The organism is Arthrobacter sp. D5-1 (genome assembly GCF_017357425.1).
Classification (GTDB): Bacteria; Actinomycetota; Actinomycetes; order Actinomycetales; family Micrococcaceae; genus Arthrobacter.
Genome location: NZ_CP014571.1, coordinates 3,909,472 through 3,928,950 on the forward strand (window position 1 = coordinate 3,909,472; position 19,479 = coordinate 3,928,950).

The 19,479-nt window shown below is 63.5% G+C and carries 15 protein-coding genes; 5 read left to right on the plus strand and 10 right to left on the minus strand.

The features are described from left to right. Positions 1-405: a sterol carrier family protein gene (locus AYX22_RS17990; protein ID WP_207594667.1), complete on the plus strand. Its 405-nt coding sequence runs from the start codon at positions 1-3 to the stop codon at positions 403-405. Positions 406-473: 68 nt separating this feature from the next. Here the strand turns inward: AYX22_RS17990 and AYX22_RS17995 are convergent, their stop codons facing one another. From AYX22_RS17995 to AYX22_RS18010, 4 genes are all read right to left on the minus strand, one after another. Beyond that, on the minus strand, positions 474-1,955 hold the full coding sequence (locus tag AYX22_RS17995; protein ID WP_207594669.1) for a cation:dicarboxylase symporter family transporter: 1,482 nt from the start codon (positions 1,953-1,955) through the stop codon (positions 474-476). A 268-nt stretch (positions 1,956-2,223) separates the two neighbouring features. Beyond that, complete coding sequence (locus AYX22_RS18000) at positions 2,224-2,991, minus strand: SDR family oxidoreductase (protein WP_207594671.1); 768 nt, start codon at positions 2,989-2,991, stop codon at positions 2,224-2,226. Between the two features lie 36 nt (positions 2,992-3,027). Continuing rightward, entirely contained in the window at positions 3,028-3,795 is a 768-nt protein-coding gene (locus AYX22_RS18005) for an aspartate/glutamate racemase family protein (RefSeq protein ID WP_207594673.1), read from the minus strand. Between the two features lie 115 nt (positions 3,796-3,910). Then, the gene (locus AYX22_RS18010; RefSeq protein ID WP_207594675.1) at positions 3,911-5,476 is read right to left on the minus strand and encodes an NCS1 family nucleobase:cation symporter-1; all 1,566 of its coding nucleotides are present in this window, start codon (positions 5,474-5,476) and stop codon (positions 3,911-3,913) included. A gap of 290 nt (positions 5,477-5,766) precedes the next feature. Between AYX22_RS18010 and aceE the strand changes: the two genes are divergently transcribed. After that, entirely contained in the window at positions 5,767-8,529 is a 2,763-nt protein-coding gene (gene aceE / locus AYX22_RS18015) for a pyruvate dehydrogenase (acetyl-transferring), homodimeric type (RefSeq protein WP_207594677.1), read from the plus strand. A gap of 82 nt (positions 8,530-8,611) precedes the next feature. On the opposite strand, the gene AYX22_RS18020 is transcribed toward aceE, so the two are convergent. Beyond that, on the minus strand, positions 8,612-8,803 hold the full coding sequence (locus AYX22_RS18020; RefSeq protein WP_207594679.1) for a DUF1508 domain-containing protein: 192 nt from the start codon (positions 8,801-8,803) through the stop codon (positions 8,612-8,614). Positions 8,804-8,963: 160 nt separating this feature from the next. Between AYX22_RS18020 and nboR the strand changes: the two genes are divergently transcribed. Continuing rightward, entirely contained in the window at positions 8,964-9,602 is a 639-nt protein-coding gene (gene nboR / locus AYX22_RS18025; RefSeq protein ID WP_207594681.1) for a nicotine blue oxidoreductase, read from the plus strand. 41 nt (positions 9,603-9,643) lie between these two features. Continuing rightward, positions 9,644-10,111, plus strand: a complete 468-nt coding sequence (locus AYX22_RS18030) for a GNAT family N-acetyltransferase (protein ID WP_207594683.1) — start codon at positions 9,644-9,646, stop codon at positions 10,109-10,111. Between the two features lie 57 nt (positions 10,112-10,168). On the opposite strand, the gene AYX22_RS18035 is transcribed toward AYX22_RS18030, so the two are convergent. The 5 genes from AYX22_RS18035 to AYX22_RS18055 all read right to left on the minus strand — a co-directional run bounded on the left by AYX22_RS18035 (position 10,169) and on the right by AYX22_RS18055 (position 17,671). Beyond that, positions 10,169-12,991: a molybdopterin cofactor-binding domain-containing protein gene (locus tag AYX22_RS18035; protein ID WP_207594685.1), complete on the minus strand. Its 2,823-nt coding sequence runs from the start codon at positions 12,989-12,991 to the stop codon at positions 10,169-10,171. After that, on the minus strand, positions 12,981-13,919 hold the full coding sequence (locus tag AYX22_RS18040) for an FAD binding domain-containing protein (RefSeq protein ID WP_207594687.1): 939 nt from the start codon (positions 13,917-13,919) through the stop codon (positions 12,981-12,983). The genes AYX22_RS18035 and AYX22_RS18040 overlap by 11 nt, the downstream gene beginning before the upstream one ends. After that, positions 13,910-15,256 (minus strand): XdhC/CoxI family protein, encoded by a 1,347-nt coding sequence (locus AYX22_RS18045; protein ID WP_207594689.1) that lies wholly within the window; start codon positions 15,254-15,256, stop codon positions 13,910-13,912. Before AYX22_RS18045 ends, AYX22_RS18040 begins: the two co-directional genes overlap by 10 nt. 330 nt (positions 15,257-15,586) lie before the next feature. Further along, positions 15,587-17,170, minus strand: coding sequence for an NCS2 family permease (locus AYX22_RS18050; RefSeq protein WP_207594691.1), 1,584 nt, complete (start codon positions 17,168-17,170; stop codon positions 15,587-15,589). A 6-nt stretch (positions 17,171-17,176) separates the two neighbouring features. Beyond that, complete coding sequence (locus AYX22_RS18055) at positions 17,177-17,671, minus strand: nucleoside deaminase (RefSeq protein WP_017200639.1); 495 nt, start codon at positions 17,669-17,671, stop codon at positions 17,177-17,179. 411 nt (positions 17,672-18,082) lie between these two features. Between AYX22_RS18055 and AYX22_RS18060 the strand changes: the two genes are divergently transcribed. Continuing rightward, positions 18,083-19,426 (plus strand): 8-oxoguanine deaminase, encoded by a 1,344-nt coding sequence (locus AYX22_RS18060; RefSeq protein WP_207594693.1) that lies wholly within the window; start codon positions 18,083-18,085, stop codon positions 19,424-19,426. The last annotated feature ends 53 nt before the right edge of the window (positions 19,427-19,479 follow it).

Sequence of the window (19,479 nt, forward strand, 5' to 3'; positions counted from 1 at the left end):
ATGGCCGTTGCACGACGCCGCGTCAACATTGAGGAAGGCCGCGCCGCGCTGGGAGCCTGGCGGGCCGCCGTCGAATCTTCCGGCACCGTTGGTTCGCCGGGCACCGTTGCCGGGAACCCGCCGTCGCGCTCGTTAATTGCGACGGCGGTCCGCTACTCGCTGGAGGAAGTCACCGCCCGCGCTCCCGGCAATTCGGTGGAGGTCCGCGTGCCGCCGTTCGGCGTCACCCAATGCGTGGAGGGTCCCCGCCACACGCGCGGAACTCCTCCGAACGTGATCGAGTGCGACGCCGCCACGTGGCTTTCGTTGGTGACCGGCAGCCTTTCGTGGGCGGACGCGGTTTCAACCCACCGGGTGACCGCGTCCGGCCTGCGCGCGGACCTCTCCGGGCTCCTCCCCCTCTAGGGAGTTTTTCTACAGCCAATGCCCCTAAGACCGTGTCTTAAGGGCATTGGCTGTCTAAAACTCTGGAGTTAGTCCGGGGTGGACGCCTGGCCACTCCGCTTGCTCATTTCGAATTGCGGGATGTCCTCCGCCGCGGGGCCACCGCGGAACTTCGGGGACGGTTCCTGGCCACCGCTGATGCGTTCGAGTTCTTGCTCCTCAAACACCTCTTCCTTGCCGAGCATGATGGCGGAGTCATGGTTGGTGATTTCGCCGTTGAAGGCGCGCAGCATGACGCTGCGGTCAAACTGGCCTTCCCATTTGGCCACCACGAACGTTGCCACGCAGTTGCCCAGCAGGTTCACCACCACGCGCATGGAGTCCATGAGGCGGTCGGCTCCGAGGAGGAGTGCAACACCGGCTACAGGGAAGATGCCCAACGCTGCTGCCGTGGCGGAAAGCGCCAGGAAGGAGGAGCCCGGCACGCCCGCCATGCCCTTGGAGGTCAGGAGCAGCACGCCGAGGGCAGCCAACTGCTGGCCGAGGTCAAGATTGTGGCCGAACGCCTGGGCCAGGAACAGCAGCGAGATGGAGAGGTAGATCGCGGCGCCGTCGAGGTTGAAGGAGTAGCCCGTGGGAACTACCAGACCCGTGGTGGCACGCGAGCAGCCGGCATTGGTCAGCTTGGTCATGATGCGCGGCATGACCGCTTCGGTGGAAGCCGTACCGAGCGCCAGCAGGAACTCTTCACGGGTGTATTTGAGGAAGGACCAGAGTGGTACGCGGGCGAAGCCCCAGGCCACCAGGAACAGCAACGCGATGAAGACAATCGCTGCACCGTAGCAGGCAGCTATCAGGAGGGCGTAGGTACTGAGCGTGCCCAGCCCGTACTGGCCGATGATGAACGCCATGGCACCGAACGCGCCGATGGGGGCCACCTTCATGATCCAGGACATGATCTTGAAGATCAGCTCCAGGACGGTCTCCATGAGGCTGATGACCGGCATGCAGCGTTCCCGCCCGATAACCACGATCGCCGCACCGAAGAAGACCGAAAAGAACAGGACCTGGAGCAGGCTGTTGTTGGCGAAGGCGCCAATCACGCTGACGGGAATAACATCCAGGATGAATGCTGCTGCGTCCTTGGGAGGCGCGTTTCCGGTCTTGGCGTTGAGGGCGTCCTGGGACAGCGTGGAGGGGTCGATGTTCAGCCCGGCGCCGGGCTGAACGATGTTTCCCACGATGAGGCCGAAAACCAGGGCAAAGAGGGTGGCGCCGGTGAAGTACAGGAGCGCCTTGACCCCGACCCTTCCGACCGCCTTGACGTCGCCCACTGCCGAGATGCCTGTGACGATCACGAGGAAAATCAGCGGGGCAATGATCATTTTGATGAGTTGAATGAATCCATCACCCAGTGGCCGGAGGGCGGACCCGATGGTCGGCCAAAAATGGCCGATGAGTACACCTGCGACGACGGCGATCAGGATTTGAAAAAAGAGCGACTGGTACAGCCGCTTTTTCTTCTGCGGGGCCGAACTCGCCTTCAGCGCCGCGGGGTCTGGGATCTTCATTGATCTGAACCAATCAGTTTGGGAACAGCCCCACATTTTCGGGGGATATTTTCAATGTAATCCCGCTCACATCATTCCGCAAGGGGGAAATGCGTTTCCGTATTATGGAAGTCACATTTGGTTTAGAAGGTCCGCGCCTGCACCTCCACAACCTTCTTTGAGCACGGAAATGCCCGCGACACACCCCTTGTGAGGCGTGTCGCGGGCATACGGCTTTCAAAGTGGGTGGTGGCGGTACGCGGCCTGGCGGTCGGGGCAGGCTCTTGGGTTAGCCGCGGCCTACGAAGGGCATGCCGGCAGCCGTCACCACCAGGGAACCCACACTGGCTGACGCCGGCATGTTGGCCATCATCAGCACAGCCCGGGCGGCGTCGTCCACGGGGAACATGGGTTCCACTTTGCGGCTCCCGTCTGCCTGCAACGCGCCGGAGCCGACGCCGATGGTGTCCATGATTTCGGTGCGGGTATTGCCGATGTCGATCTGCCCACAGGTGATGCCAAACTCCCGGCCATCCAACTCGATGCTCTTGGTCAACCCCGTCATCGCGTGCTTGGTCACCGTATACGCCACAGATCTGGGCCTGGGCGAATGCGCCGAAATGGAGCCGTTGTTGATGATGCGGCCACCCTGGGGCTCTTGGGACTTCATCGCCCGCACAGCCTCGGCCGCACACAGCATGGAGCCGGTCACGTTGACCCGCAGCGTCGCTTCCCACTCGTCCACACTGATCTCGCCGACGTCTCCGGCCGGCCCAAAGATCCCGGCGTTGTTGAACAGCACATCAACCCGGCCCCAGCGCTGGCGGACCTCCGCGAAAAGATGCGCGACGTCGTCGGGCGCTGTCACGTCGCACGGAACCGCAAGCGCCTCCGGATGGTCGCCGGCGGTCTCCAGCAGTTGCGCCTCACGGCGCCCGGCCAGCGCAACGCGGTAACCCTCGGCGAGCATCAGCCGGGCAACGGCCCGCCCGATCCCCGAACCTGCCCCGGTGACGACGGCGACCCTCGGGTTGGTGGGCGGACTGGAGTCGGTCATGTGGTTGCCTTTCGGGGAAATGAGAGGGTGGCAGCGTCAGCCCGCGGCTTGGCTTGCGGCTGGCTGGGGTGGCGTTGCTGGGGCTGAGGTTATCGGCCAGCCTATGACAGTCTTCGGACGCGGCGTGGCATAAGTCCTGACCTTGGACGTGGACAGGCCAAGACGGACCAAGGACTCGGCAATGGTGACCGCCGCCGCCACGCCGTCCACTACGGGGACGCCGGTGCGCTGACGGATCTCCTCATCGAGTCCGGCCATACCGCCACAGCCAAGGACTATCACTTCGGCTTTGTCTTCATGGACTGCCTGCTCGGCCTGGCCCACGATCGCCTCCACAGCACGCTCCGGATACTCCTCGAGTTCCAAGACAGCCATGCCGCTGGCCCTCACAGAAGCACAGCGCGCCTCCAGGCCAGCGAGCTTGAGGCGGTCCTCGATGAGCGGAACCGCACGGTCCAGCGTGGTGACCACCGAATACTTGTGGCCCAGGAACATCGCGGTGCTGGCTGCGGCCTCGGTGATATCGACCACCGGGACATCCAGGAGTTCCTGGAGGCCCTCGCGGCCGTGCTCGCCATAGCCGGCCTGGATGACGGCATCGAAAGGCCCGGCGTAGTTGACCACGGCGTCCATGACAGCGATCGCGGCGAGGTAGCTCTCAAAGTTCCCCTCGCAGGAGTCGGCGCCGAAACGCGGGGTGATGCCGATGATCTCGGTGCCGGGGGCAGCTGCGGCACGGGCCTGGGCTGCGATGGAGTCCGTCATGGACTGGGTGGTGTTGACGTTTGCGACAAGGATGCGCATGGAGTTCCTCTCAACGGCAGCGCCCGTCCCCTGCCGGCTGGCTTGGATCCGCTTGCTGGAACTCGTTATGCCAGTGGGATCCGGGAGGACGGGCGACGCCGTGACGTTCGGTGGGTCAGTGGGTGCTGGCGACGGCGATCGGCTCGCCGGAGACGTCCTCGTGGACCTGCTTCTTGTCCGCGACAGCGAAGTACGTCAAAGCGGCGACGCCGGCTCCGATGAACCAGGCGAACGGTGCAGCTGCTGCCAGCCCGGGAATGAAAGCGATGGCAATGGCAATGCCGGCTGCCGGAAGCATGGCAATGATCGCTTTCGGGTTCACGCCGCGCTTGTAGAAGTAGGCACCCTTGGGATCCTCGGTGTAAAGCTCGGGGACGTTGACCTTGCCGCGGCGGACCAGCCAGTAGTCGGCCATGACGACGCCGAACAGCGGGCCAAGCAGCGCACCGAGGCCACCCAGGAAGTACACGATGACAATCGGATTGTTGTAGAGGTTCCACGGAAGGATGACCAGGCCAATGGTGCCGCTGACCCACGCAGCCTTGCGGAAGTTCAGGTGCCGCGGGAACAAGTTGGTCAGTGCGTAGACCGGAGCCACGAAGTTGGCCATCAGGTTCACCGCGATGGTGAGGATCAGGAGGGCGAGGCAAGCCAGGACCAGCAGGAGGGTATTGGGAATGCTCTCCACAATGTCCGAGGGACTCTCAATGACAGTGCCGTTGATCTTGTACTGACCACCGGCCATCACCACAACGATGGCGCCGAAGAGCAGCATGTTGATGGGGATGCCCCAGAAGTTGCCCTTGACGATCGACTTCTTGGAAGCCGAAGAGCGCGTGAAGTCGCAAAAGTTCAGGACGAAAGTTCCGTAGATGGAAACCCACAGTGCACCACCGGCAAAAATGGTGAGCCACATTTCGGTACCTTCCAGGCCCTTGATGCCGCTCCACTGGATGGCTCCGCCTGCTTCGATGAAGACCCATACCGCGATCGCAGCCATGGTCACCAGGATGATGGGCCCGGCGAAGGCCTCGTACTTTCGGATCATTTCCATGCCGAAGCTGACGATCACCAACTGCACAATCCACAGTGCCACGAAGGAAAACCAGCCCAACGTGGAGAGGCCAAGGATGGAGTTGCTGTCCAGGTCCTTCAGGCCGGGGGCCATGGCCACCAGCATGACGCGGAGGACCACCGAAGCCAGGTAGGTCTGGATGCCGAACCATGCCACTGCAACGGCGCCGCGGACCAGGCTGGCAATTTGTGCTCCGCGGATGCCAAAGCTGATCCGGCTCATGACCGGGAAGGGAACCCCGGTCTTCTCGCCCATGAACCCCGAGAAGTTCAGGAGGGCGAAAAGGAGGATGGCGCCGATTCCGAGGGCCACCAGAATCTGCCAGCCGCCCAGACCAAGGGAGAACAGGCCGATGGCGAAGGCATAGTTACCCAGGCTGTGGACGTCATTGGCCCAGAGGGTAAAGATGCTGTAGCTGGTCCACTTGCGGCCTTTGGCCTTGGTGGGAGCGAGGTCGATGTTGTAAAGACTGGGGCTGATGGTACGGCCTGATGCTTCGGAAGCAATGGCGCAGAGGTCAGTGTTGCCTACGACCGGATGGTTGGGGCCACCTGCGTCTTTGTCTCCCGGAGTCTCAGTGACGCCGACTGATGAAGTCGTCTGCATCGTGGATCTCCACTTCGTACTGATTCCACAATGCGGAATCTAGTTATTGAATAGTGAAAGCACTCTATGACTCAGGTCACGTAACGTCAAGGGTTGCGGGTGTATGCAGGGTCACATTCGGTTGCTTGGGCAAAGCTTTCCCAGTTGACTGATGCGGATACGCAATCCGTGTTGACGCTGCCCATCAGCAGACGTAATCTCGAATTGCAGAATTTTATTCTCACAATACGAAATTCCTTGAGCGCCCCCACAGAGCAAGCGCCCAGACATTCAATGAAGAGAGGTTGGACGTGGCTGCAGGAGAAGAGACCTCACACATCCTCAGCGGGTTGACTGCCCAGCTGCCTGATCGTGATCCGGAAGAGACCGCGGAGTGGATTGAGTCCCTTGATGCGTTGATCGCGGAGCAGGGTACCGAGCGTGCCCAGTACATTATGCGTTCGTTGCTCCAGCGTGCCGGCGCGAGGTCGGTGGGTGTGCCGATGGTGACGACCACTGATTATGTGAACACGATCCCGGTGGACCAGGAAGCGCCGTTCCCGGGGAACGAGGAGTTCGAGCGCCGGTATCGTGCGTACATGCGGTGGAATGCCGCGGTCATGGTCCACCGTGCGCAGCGTTCCGATATTGGTGTGGGCGGGCATATTTCCACCTATGCCGGTGCTGCGACGTTGTATGAGGTGGGGTTCAACCACTTCTTCCGCGGCAAGGACCACCCCTCCGGCGGGGACCAGGTGTTCTTCCAGGGCCATGCTTCCCCTGGCATGTACGCCCGGGCGTTCATGGAAGGCCGTCTGACCGAGGAGGATTTGGACGGGTTCCGTCAGGAGAAGTCCAAGGCCGGCCATGCGTTGTCTTCGTACCCGCACCCGCGCCTGATGCCGGATTTCTGGGAGTTCCCGACCGTGTCGATGGGTATCGGCCCGATGAACGCGATCTACCAGGCCCAGTCCAACCGGTACCTGCAGAACCGTGGCATCAAAGACACCTCGGACCAGCAGGTCTGGGCGTTCCTCGGTGACGGGGAAATGGACGAGCCCGAGTCCCGTGGTTTGTTGCAGCTCGCCGCGAACGAGAACCTGGACAACCTGAACTTCGTGATCAACTGCAACCTCCAGCGCCTGGACGGACCGGTCCGCGGCAACGGCAAAATCATGCAGGAACTCGAAGCGTTCTTCCGCGGTGCGGGCTGGAACGTGATCAAGGTCGTTTGGGGCCGGGAATGGGATTCCCTGCTGGAAGCAGACCAGGACGGGGCGTTGGTGAAAATCATGAACGAAACCCCCGATGGTGACTACCAAACCTACAAAGCCGAGTCCGGCGGGTTCGTGAGGGAACACTTCTTCGGCAAATCCCCGCAGACCAAGGACATGGTCGCGGATTTGGACGACGAACAGATCTGGGGCCTCAAACGCGGCGGCCACGACTACCGCAAGGTCTACGCCGCGTACAAGGCCGCGACCGAGTTCAAGGGCAAACCCACCGTGATCCTGGCCAAAACGGTCAAGGGCTACGGACTGGGCCCGCACTTCGAAGGCCGCAATGCCACCCACCAGATGAAGAAACTGACCATGGAAGACCTCAAAGCCTTCCGTGACCACCTCCGCATCCCCATCAGCGATGACCAACTCGACGCTGACCTCTACCGGCCCCCGTACTACCACCCCGGCATGGACGCCCCCGAAATCAAGTACCTCATGGAACGCCGGGCCGAGCTCGGCGGGTTCGTCCCCGAACGCCGCCGCAAACACACCGAGGTCACCTTGCCCGACGCGAAGTCCTACGACGTAGCCAAACGCGGATCCGGGAAACAACAAGCCGCCACCACCATGGCCTTCGTCCGTTTGCTCAAGGACCTGATGCGGGACAAGAACTTCGGCGCCCGGTTCGTGCCCGTCGTCCCCGACGAATCCCGGACCTTCGGGATGGACGCGTTCTTCCCGACCGCGAAAATCTACAACCCCAAAGGCCAGAACTACCTCTCCGTGGACCGCGACCTCGTCCTGGCCTACAAAGAATCCCCCGCCGGACAACTGATCCACCCCGGCATCAACGAAGCCGGCGCCGTCGCAGCCTTCACCGCCGCCGGGACCGCCTACGCCACCCACGGCGAACCCCTGGTCCCGATCTACGTGTTCTACTCCATGTTCGGCTTCCAACGCACCGGCGACTCCTTCTGGGCCGCAGCAGACCAAATGACCCGCGGCTTCATCATCGGCGCCACCGCAGGACGGACCACCCTCACCGGCGAAGGACTCCAACACGCCGACGGACACTCCCCCATCCTGGCCTCCACCAACCCCGCCGTGAAAACCTACGACCCCGCCTACGGCTACGAAATCGGCCACATCATCCGCCACGGCCTCGAAGAAATGTACGGCGAGGCCTCCGAGGACCACAACGTGATGTACTACCTCACCGTCTACAACGAGCCCATCACCCAACCCGCGGAACCAGAAAACCTGGACATCAACGGACTCCTCAAAGGCATCTACAAACTCGCAGACGCCCCCACCGCGGACAGCACCAACACAGCGAACCGCCCCACCGCGAACATCCTCGCCTCCGGCGTGTCCGTGCCCTGGGCCCTCGAAGCCCAACGGATCCTCGCCGAAGACTGGAACGTCGCCGCCGAAGTCTGGTCCGTGACCTCCTGGAACGAACTCCGACGCGACGGACTCGCCGCCGAAGAACACGCCTTCCTCAACCCCGGCCAACCCGCCCGCACCCCGTTCATCACCGAACAACTCGCCGGCCACACCGGACCCGTCATCGCCGTCACCGACTACATGAAAGCCGTCCCCGACCAAATCCGCCAATTCATCCCCAACGACTTCGCCGCCCTCGGAGCAGACGGCTTCGGCTTCTCCGACACCCGCCAAGCCGCACGCCGCTACTTCAAAAACGACACCCACTCCATCGTCGCCAAAACCCTGCAGTTGCTGGCGGCGAGGGGCGAAGTCGAGGAGGGCGCGCCGTCGTACGCCATTGACCGTTACAAACTGCTGGACGTGAACGCCGGCACCACCGGCGGCGCAGGCGGCGACGCCTGACAACCCGCACAAAAAAGTTGGCGGCTGTGTTCGTATGGAACACTGCCGCCAACTTTTTTTCGCTGGTTTCTTTGGACCGGACCTAGGTACCCAGGTTCCTTCGGTCCACCACAAAGCCCGTTGCCGCATTTTCGCGGACGGCGTTGATGCCGGCCACCACGGCCTTGAGGTTCGGAAATTGTGGCGACACTGCCACAACCGTGCCGTCCTCGGCGGTGAGCCTGAACCGGAATGAGTTGGATCCTGCTTTGAGAATTTCGAAAGTGCCAGCCATATTTTCTGTTCCTTCACGCGTCGTTGCGTCTACGAGCTGACTGCACAACTCCCCCATCGACAATAATGGCCATTTACGCCGATCAAAAGGCCTACCCGCGGGTAATCTGCAACCGAATTAGGTAGATGTACCAGAAAGCAAGCCAGGAGCTAGAGACCGCATGCACCCCCGCGCGTATCGTGAGGATATGACTGACTCCGGCATGGCCCCCACCACGGGCGTGCTCCTCGCTGCAGGGGCCGGCACCCGCTTGGGGCGCGGCCCGAAGGCGCTGCTCCCATTCCGCGGCCGGACGTTGGTAGAGGTTCTGGCCAACACCCTGTTCGACGGCGGTTGCCGCGAGGTTGTGGTGGTACTCGGCGCCGAAGCCGACCGCGTCAGAAGCGTCACGGATCTGGGCCCCTACGTGGTGGTGGAGAACGAGCAGTGGGGTAAAGGCATGGCGGGCTCTTTCCGCGCCGGAATCGACGCCGCCACCCCTGGCAACAGCATCATGGTGGCGCTGGTGGACCAGCCCGGATTAACTCCGACGGCGGTGAGCAGGCTGCTGGGCAGCCACCGTCCCGGCCGGGTTACCGCGGCCGCGTACCCTGATGAGTCGGGCCACCTGAAGCGCAGGCACCCGGTGATTTTCGACGTCGGACTCCGCGCCGAAGCCGCTGCCGCGGCTCATGGCGACACGGGAGCGCGATCGTTCCTGAAGGCCCATCCCGGCCTGGTGGACCTGGTGGACTGCAGCGACCTTTGCTCCGGCGAGGACCTGGACACGAAGGACCAGCTGCACTTGCTGGAGATGTAAGTATTGGTGCCTGAGTCAAGGGCCCGGGTAACTTTGGACGCATGATCCGCATTGATCTTGACGATCCCGCACGCCCCGATGTCCACCAACTCCTCAGCGAGCACCTGGCCGACATGTTCGCCACGTCGCCCGCTGAGAGCGTGCACGCGCTGGACCACTCGGCGTTGTCACACGAATCCATCACGTTCTGGACGGCACGCGAGGATGGTGTGTTGCTGGGATGCGGTGCGTTGAAGACGCTCTCCGCCGGGCAGGCCGAGATCAAGTCCATGCGCACTGCGGCCAGCGCGCGGGGACGCGGAGTGGCCACCTTGATGCTGGGGCACATCGTGGCCGAAGCCCGTGTGCGAGGGTTCGAGCGCCTGAGCCTGGAAACGGGAACCGAGGATTATTTCGCTCCGGCCCGCCGGTTGTATGCCCGGCATGGTTTCACCGAATGCCCGCCTTTCGGGGACTACACCCTGGACCCGAACAGTGTGTTCATGGAGCTCGCCGTCTCACCCAAGTGAGTAACAGCAAACGTCGCACTGAGGGCTCATACCGACGTTTGCTGTTACTCAGTTGGGCTACACGGGCGCAGTGGTGCGGTCGCGGAGGGCCAGGTAGATCTTGTCCCGCGCGATGGGCAGCTCGCCAAAGCGGATCCCCGTCGCGTTGCGGATGGCGTTGGCCAGCGCGGGCGCCACCGGGTTGAACGGGCTCTCGCTCATGGACTTCGCGCCAAGGGGGCCAGTGGAGTCGTTGGTAGCGGCGAAGTACACCTCGCTCCGGGGCACGTCAGCGAACGACGGGATGTGGTACTGCCTCAGGATGTCCGTGGTGACCCGTCCGGCGTCGTCCACTTTCACTTCCTCGTACAGCACCGCTCCGAGGGCCTGCGCAATGCCGCCCTCGATCTGTCCACGGCATTGCCGCGGATTCACCACAACACCGGCGTCGGCGGCCTGGACACTCTGCAGGATCCTCAGCTCACCGGTTCCCGTATTAACGGCAACCCGGAAGCCATGGACGTTGAACGCGACAGATCGCGGCGTCCCACCCCAGTTGCCGTCGGTGGCGAGCCGAACGCCCTGCAGCCGGGCGGCGTCGACGATTTCCGCCAGCGTCACCGTGCGGTCGCCACACTCGACGGCGCCATCCACCAGCCGGCAATCCGCCAGGGCCGCTCCGGTCAGCGAAGCGGCCACCGTCTGGATCCGGGTGGCGAGTTCCAACGCGGCACCGAGTGTCGCCTTGCCGGCCACCACGGTTCCAGCCGAGCCAAAAGCCCCGGTGTCGTGCTCCACGAGGTCGGTATCGGACTGGCGGACCGTCACCTTGGACGCCGTGGTCGCAAGCGCCGTGGCGGCCAGCTGCGCGTGAACAGTTGTGGTGCCGTTCCCAAATTCGGCAGTACCGACGTCGACGGCGAACCTTCCGTCCGCTTCCAGGCTCACCCGGGTGTGGGCGAAATGGCCGCGCGGCGGGACGGTGTCGATCATGGACAGGGCCGAGCCCTCCCCCACCACCCAGTCCGGTCCGAGGTCGTCCAGTCCGGCGGCGCGGTATCGTTCCTTGCCCCGGTCCAGGGCGTCCCGCACCAAAGCAACACACTGGTCCAGGCCGTAGCTTCCGTAGTGCACGTCTTCTTCCGGCTCGGGGGTGGTGGACAGCATGTGATCGCCGGGCCGGACCATGTTCTTGAGCCGGAATTCGAGCGGATCCATGCCGATGCCGACAGCCAGCTCATCGATGGCCGACTCGATCGCGAAGATCATCTGGCTCAGCCCATACCCGCGGAAGGCACCGGCGGGGACGGTGTTGGTGTACACCGCGCGCGCGTCCACTTTCTTGTTCACGCACTTGTACACGGCCAACGATTCGCCACAACCGTGGAACATCACGCCCGGCGCATGGTTTCCGTAGGCACCGGTGTTGGTGAGGACGTTCAGTTGAAGCGCGGTGAGGGCACCGTCACGGCTGGCACCCGCCTTGAGGTGAATGGTGAAGGGGTGGCGCGTAGTGGTTGCCGTGAACTGCTCAGTACGGGTGAACTCCAGCTGGACGGGCCTGCGAAGAGCCAAAGCGGCAAGCGCCACCAGGTCCTCGGTGAGGACTTCCTGCTTGCCACCGAATCCGCCGCCAACCCGGCCGGCCACCACCCGGATGGTCTCCGGCGCCAGGTTGAACACCCGGCTCAGCGTCCGCTTTACCAAGAAGGGAACCTGCGTGGAGGAACGGATCATCAAGCGTCCCTCCTCGTCCAACCAGGCAATGGAAGCATGCGTTTCCATTGCCACGTGCTGCACCCGTTGGGTTTGGTACGTGTGCTCGTGGATGAAGTCCGCAGCCGCAAACCCATCAGCAACACTCCCAAGTTCGGCATGGACCTCTGCCACCACATTCTGGAGCGGGCGGGAAATGCGGGAGAAGACTCCGTCCTTTTCTCCGTGAATTGCCGGGGCTCCGGGAAGGATGGCTTCCTGCGGAGTGAAGACCGGTTCCAGCAGTTCGTACTCAACAGCCAAGGCGCGGGCGCCGGCCTCTGCCGCCCCAACGGACTCGGCGACGACGGCCGCAACCCGCTGGCCGATGAACCGCACCACGTTATCCAACACACGGGTGTCATCGGGATCGTCGGTGTAATTCTCGTGTTGGGCCGTGGAGAACAGCAGCTGCGGTGCGTCCTCATGCGTGAACACCGCCACGACGCCGGGAACCGCCAGCGCCGGGGCCTTGTTGATGGACACAATCCGGGCATGCGGGTGCGGCGAACGAAGGAGCTTCATGTGCAGCGGGCCCGGAAGTTGCCCGGCCGGGACATCAAGGGTGTAGCGGGCGGTTCCGGTGACCACAGCCTGACCGGCGGGTGCGGGAACGTTGTCGCCCAGCTGACCGGGAGTGGCGGGCACAACCGCGGTGGGAACGGCAGCTGGCGACTGCGCCCCCGAAACGTCAACTCCGGCGTCGTGCTGGTGATCGCCGCCGTGGCCGCAGACCGCGTCCGCGATGGAGCGGTAACCGGTGCAGCGGCATAGGTTGCCCTTGAGGTTGCGCGGCAGGTTGGCGCGTTGCTCGTCGTCGAAGGTGGCCGCGGTCATCATCATTCCGGCGGTACAGAACCCGCACTGGAAACCCTGGGCTTCCAGGAACTGCTCCTGCACTGGATGCAGGCCTTCTGCGCTGCCCAAGCCCTCGATGGTGGTGACTGCTTTGCCCTCGGCACGGACAGCCGGGTAGATGCAGCTGTGGACGGGTGTTCCGTCAACGTGGACGGTGCAGGCTCCGCAGTCGCCGCCGTCGCAGCCCTTCTTGACGCCAAAGTTGCCCTCTTCGCGGAGGAACGTGCGGAGGCACTGGCCGGGGCGGGGTGTGGCCTGCGAGGCAGTTCCGTTGATCTCAATTGCCATTCGGGGCCTCCTTCTGCTGGGTGGTGGATGGTGCGGGCTGCGTGGACGGCTGGGGCGAGGTGTTGTGTGGCGGCCAGAAATCGCCGGACACGGTCATGGGCTCGCCCAGCAGTTCCGCCCGGATTTCTTCGGCCAGCTTGAACGTCATGTCGCGGCGCCAAGCGGGGAGCCCGTGGATATCGTCGTGGTACAGCGGCCAGGGAATTGATTCGCCGACGGCGTCAGCCAACGTCCCGGCGTCGGGAACCTGCCCGGCAGGGAACCTCAGTTGTACCGGCCTTTTGGTCGAGGCAGTCACAGTGATGACCAAGGCGCCGTCGGGGTCGAGCCGTCCGATCAGCAGCACGCCTGAGCGCCCGAGGTTGCTGAGGGACAAACGCCGGAAGGCAACCCTCGCGGAAAGGGCGCCGGCGGGGAGATGGATACTGCGCAGCAGCTCTCCCGGCGCCAGGTCAGTCTGCATATCCCCTGTAACGACGTCGGCCACCGGAACTTCCCGGCTGGTGCCATCCGCACTGAGGATGGTGGCGATGCCGTCCAGTCCGGCGCACAACGACGTCATGGGCCCTGCCGGGAGGCCGGTGCAAATATTGCCGCCCACCGTGGACATGTTCCAGATCTTGAACGAAGCCACGAACGAGTCGCAGCAAGGGCGGATCAAGGCCAAGCCAGGCCATTCACGGCTGGCTGCTTCGGCAGTTTGCGGCAAGGCGTACAGCTGCGCAACGGTGCAGGTGGCGGCGAGTTCGATGCCCTTGTCCGTCACGGTCACGGCGGGCCAGCCGGCCTGGCCAAGGTCAAGAAGCCGTTTGAGGACGGTGCTTCCGTAGGAGAAAAGGACCGTGCCACCGGCGAGCCAGGCATCGCCGTCGCGCCATTGTGCGGGGTCCGTGGTGGGGACCACGGCCTCGATGGTGTTCATGTCCATGGGTCCTCCTGAGTGAGGTGTTGAGGTGCTGGGTGGATCGGAGCCGGGTGAATCGGGCCAATGCTGTCCTTGAGTGAAGGGAAGCCCGGGGTCTTTCCGGCCGCACTGCCCCCTCGCTCCTGGGCGGCCGCCCCGCGTTCCGCCACGATTTCCGCCGTAATGGATACCGCTACTTCCGCGGGGGTCACGGCGCCAAGGTCCAGTCCGATAGGTGAATGCAGCCGTTCCAAGGACTCCGGCGTCGTGCCGGCCTCGAGCAAAGCGTCGACGCGCTGGCGATGGCTTCTACGTGATCCCATCGCCCCGACGTAGGCCAGGTTGAACCGGAGTGCCGTCTCCAGCAAGGGAATATCAAACTTGGGGTCATGGGTCAGGACGCACACCACAGTCCGGTTATCGATGCGGCGGGCCGCTGCTTCGGCTTCCAGATAGCGGTGCGGCCAATCAGTGACAACTTGGTCTGCCCCCGCGAAGCGGCTTTGCCGGGCGAAGGCAGGCCGGGCATCGCAGAGGGTGACGTTGTAGCCGAGCAGTTGTCCGGCGGGGAGCAACGCGGCGCCAAAGTCGTTGGCACCAAAGATCAGCATCCGCGCGGCCGGCAAGCGGCTTTCGACGAATAGTGTGATGGGCTCGGGCTGGGTTTCCTCTTCCTGGTGCTCAGCTGCCCACCTGTCCGTGGTGACCCAGCCATCGATGCAGCCCTCCGGCGGAGCGAGCCGGACCAAGCCGGCACGTCCGCCCTGGAGCAGCGGCTCCACCTGCGCGGCGGCCGCGAAGAGTGTGGAGGGATGGTCTCCCACCAGCTTGGCCAGTTCTTCCGATTCCATCGCGCGGAACCTCACAGGATCATGCACGACGACGACACCGCCCGCCGCATCCAGCCTGCGGATCAGCGCCACGGCAGGAGGGGCCACGGAAGGCTGGGCTTCGGAAGGGTGTGCCGTGGTGGACTGGCCTTTGAAGGATGACAGTCCGGATAAAACCGAAAGTTCAGTGAAAACGGAAAGTTCCGGAGAGCCTGCTCCGAGCGGCTGGATGTGGACTTCCAGTTCTCCTCCACAGGTGAGCCCTGCAGCGAAGGCGTCCTCGGAACTGTAGCCGAACGACTCAAGGCGGGGGCCGCCGTCGCGCATTGCTTCCAGGGCCGCTTCCACCACGGCACCTTCCACGCAGCCTCCGGACAGGCTGCCCAGTATTTCGCCATGTTCGGAGACCATCATGGAGGTCCCCATGGGCCGCGGCACGGAGCCGCCGGTCCCTACGATCGTGGCCACAGCACATCGCTGGCCGGAGACCGCAGGCCGCCAGCTGCCCAGTGAAGGCATCAGATCCAGCATGGCAACACGTCCTTTTTCCAGGTGTCCCGGCCGGGTGGCCCGGCCGGAGCAGTGCGCGATCTTGCCTCATATTCTCATTTCCAGAGGTTGTTGAGGGGAAGTCGCGGCTAAGTCAGTAAGAGTTCAGTCAGTCAGAGTTCATAGGAACGGGGGCAAGGGCTTCATCTCCCTGCCCCCGTTCCTTGACGGAGCGTCGACCGCCCAACCGCCGCCCGCCGTCGTGCCTGTATTAAGAGGACGACGACGGCGGACGCCTATTCGTGCGGTGGGTACCGACGGACCGCCGATCAGAGTGCCGGAATGACCGCCGGCGCGGGGTGCGGCTCCGGGTCAGACGCCCATCAGGGCGTTGATGGGGCCGCGGGCGAAGTAGATGATGAAGCCTGCCGTGACCACCCACATGAGCGGGTGAACTTTCTTGGCCTTACCCGACGCTGCGCTGATCACGGCGAAGGAGATAAATCCGACGCCGATGCCGTTGGCGATCGAGTAGGTCAGCGGCATGGTCACGATGGTCAGGAACGCAGGGAGCGCGATGGAGAACTTGGTGAACTTGATCTCGCGGATCTGCGCCATCATCATTGCACCCACCACCACCAGGGCTGCTGCTGCAACTTCCAGCGGCACCACCGAGGTGAGCGGCGTGAAGAACATCGAACCCAGGAACAACAGGCCGGTGACCACGGAGGCCAAGCCGGTACGGGCACCTTCGCCGATGCCGGCAGCGGAGTCGATGTAGACGGTGTTGGATGAACCGGACGTTGCGCCACCCACCACTGCGCCCATGCCTTCAACAATGAAAGCCGACTTCAGCTTGGGGAAGGTACCGTCCTTGTGTGCCACGCCTGCGCTCTTGGCCAGGCCGGTCATGGTGCCCATGGCGTCGAAGAAATTGGTGAACACCAGGGTGAAGACCAACATGGTGGCCGCCAATCCACCGATCCTGGCGAAGGAGCCGAAGAGATCGAACTGGCCCACCAGGCTAAGGTCCGGGACGGACACCAGCTGGCTGGACAGGATGGGTACGTTGAGGTGCCAGCCGCCGGGGTTGTCGGCGCTGCCTGGACCAATGCGGAACACGGCCTCGGCAACAGCGGCGAGGACAGTGGTGGCGACGATGCCGATCAGGAGGCCGCCTTGGATTTTGCGTGCCACGAGGATGCCCATGGTCAGCAGTCCGATGATGAAGACAAGGGTGGGGATGGAGGTGATGGAGCCGTTGTCGCCGAGCTGAACCGGTGGGCCGCCCGTGGTGGCGCGGACAAAGCCGGAGTCCACAAAGCCGATGAAGGCGATGAACAAGCCGATGCCAACGGTGATGGCTGCCTTGAGCTCCTTGGGAACTGCCTTGAAGATCGCCGTCCGGGCGCCGGTGGCACCGAAGATGACAATCAGGATGCCGTTGATGACCACAAGTCCCATGGCTTCAGGCCACGTGACTTCCTGGATCACCGCGACGGCCAGGAAGGAGTTAATGCCCAGCCCGGCCGCGAGGCCGAAGGGCAGGTTGGCGATGAGACCGAAAACAATGGTCATGACGCCGGCGGTCAGGCCGGTGACGGCGCCAACCTGTGCAGCCGAAAGCCAGCCGCCGGCGACGTCGGTGGGAGCGTTTTCTGCCGAGAAGCCGCCAAGGATCAGCGGGTTCAGGATGACGATGTACGCCATGGTGAAGAACGTGACCAGGCCGCCGCGGAATTCGCGGGCCAGCGTGGATCCACGCTTGGAGATCTGGAAGAACTTGTCCAGGAAGGAGTTCGACACCGGGGGCTTCTTGTTGCCACCTGCCAGGCCGGTTGCCGTGTGCTTTGCCGCTGTGGGCTCTGCGCTGTCTCCCTGGGGAAAGAGCGCAGCCTGCTTTTCAGCTGCTGTCTGCTTTTCAGCGGAATTATCCAGGATTGTCATGTCAGCCACCGGGCCCTAGTAGTCAATCCTGGAATCAAGCGTGTTCCATGTGTTGAACGGCTGGAGGGCCGCCGGAGCCTGGGGGTCGCCCAGTTCCAGCTTGGCTACCGGCATCAGCGCGTCCCGGTTGTCATTCTCGAAGTACTCGTAGAAGACAGCGTCATCGAAGCCGACGGATGCGGCGTCGTGACGGTCTGCGGCAAAGAACACGCGGTCAACGCGTGCCCAGAGTGCGGAGGCCAGGCACATGGGGCATGGCTCGCAGCTGGTGTAGAGGGTTGCTCCGCTGAGATCGAAGGTTCCCAGTTCGCGGCAGGCGTTGCGGATGGCCGTGACTTCTGCGTGGGCGGTGGGATCGTTCGTGGCGGTGACGCGGTTGACGCCTTCGAAGGCTCGTCCGTCCGCGGTGACAATGACGGCGCCGAACGGGCCCCCACTGTTGAGGACATTGGCTGTAGCCAGCTCAATGGATGTGGCCAGGAATTGCTCGGCCGTGACGGTTGTACTCATGTTGCGACTTCCTTAGTGCTGAGGAAGCCAGGTGACCTATGTGGGGGCGCTACAGAGAAGAGCTCCAGTTAGCTTGGTTACCAGGCTTCAGCATGTGCGATGAAGGTTAAGTTGCGCCTGGTAGATAGCTTCCCGAGGTCCGGGTGCCCGCCTTTGGCAGTTAGAGCGTAGCACCAGCTTTGTGAGCCGCGCCATAGTTTTTTGAAAACTTAATTTCGTCATGCGAAATTACTTATTCCACGGTTCTGGTGGCCGAATGTGACCGGGGACGCCCCACGGACGTTGACCGCCGCCGTCGGGCATTCTACGCTTTTCGGACTGGGCCGCATTCTGACGGTCCGGCACCTGGATCAGCAGACAGGGCCTAACTGAGCTGGAACGCGTACACGCCGACCAGACAAGGAACCTGTCATGACCCCACTTTGGATCAAGAATCCGTTGGGCATTTTCACCGCTAACGACCTCGACGCCGGTGGCGGCCTGGTGGTTTCCGACGGGAAAATCGTAGAGCTGGTGCCTTCGGGCGGGCAGCCTTCATCTCCCGCCGACGTCTTTGATGCCTCCTCCCACGTGGTCCTGCCCGGCCTCATCAACACGCACCACCACTTCTACCAAACGCTCACCCGCGCGTGGGGTCCCGTGGCCAACGCTCCCCTGTTCCCATGGCTCCAGAACCTGTACCCGGTGTGGGCGCGGCTGACGCCCCGGAGCCTTGAGCTTGCCGTACAGGTTGCGCTGGCTGAGCTGCTGCTTTCCGGCTGCACCACCGCTGCCGACCACCACTACCTCTTCCCCGACGGCATGGAAGACGCGATTGACATTGAGGTTGCAGCCGTACGTTCCATGGGCATGCGCGCTACCTTGACCCGCGGGTCCATGACCTTGGGAGAGGACGACGGCGGACTGCCGCCCAGGACCACGGTCCAGTCACCTGAGGCGATCCTTGCGGACAGCGAACGGCTCATTCGCCAGTATCACGAGACCGGTGACGGAGCCGTTGTGCAGATCGCGCTGGCCCCCTGCTCGCCCTTCTCCGTGACCAAGGAAATCATGGCCGAGAGTGCCGCCATGGCCGAACGATTCGATGTCCGGTTGCACACGCATTTAGCCGAGACCATTGATGAAGAAGACTTCTGCCGGTCCATGTTTGGACTGCGGACCGTGGATTACCTGGAGTCCGTGGGTTGGCTGGGCAACCGGACCTGGCTGGGACACGGCATCCACTTCAACGACGAGGAGATCGCCAGGCTGGGAGCGGCCGGCACAGCCGTCGCGCATTGCCCCACCTCCAACATGCGCCTGGCCTCCGGAACCGCGAGGGTCCTGGAACTCGAGGCTGCGGGTGTTCCCGTAGGGCTGGGAGTGGACGGATCGGCGTCGAACGATGCTTCCAACATGATCCTCGAAGCCCGGCAGGCACTGTATTTGCAGCGGCTCCGCTACGGCGCCTCGGTTCCTGTAGAGCGGGCCCTTGGCTGGGCCACCCGTGGATCCGCCGCGGTTCTTGGGCGCTCCGACATTGGGCAACTGGCTCCGGGTTTGCAGGCGGACTTGGCCCTGTTCAAACCCGACTCCTTGCGATTCTCGGGCAGCCACGACCCCGTTGCCGCGTTGCTGCTCTGCGGTGCGGACCGTGCCGACCGGGTGATGGTGGGGGGTGCTTGGCGGGTGGTTGACGGTGCGATTCCGGGGCTGGACGTCGCCGGTCTGATCGCTGAGCACTCGGCGGCGGCACGGAAGTTGGTTGCGGGGTAGGTTCGGTGCCGCTTGCGCGAGATCGCCGGAACGCGTCCATTTCACAGGGAACG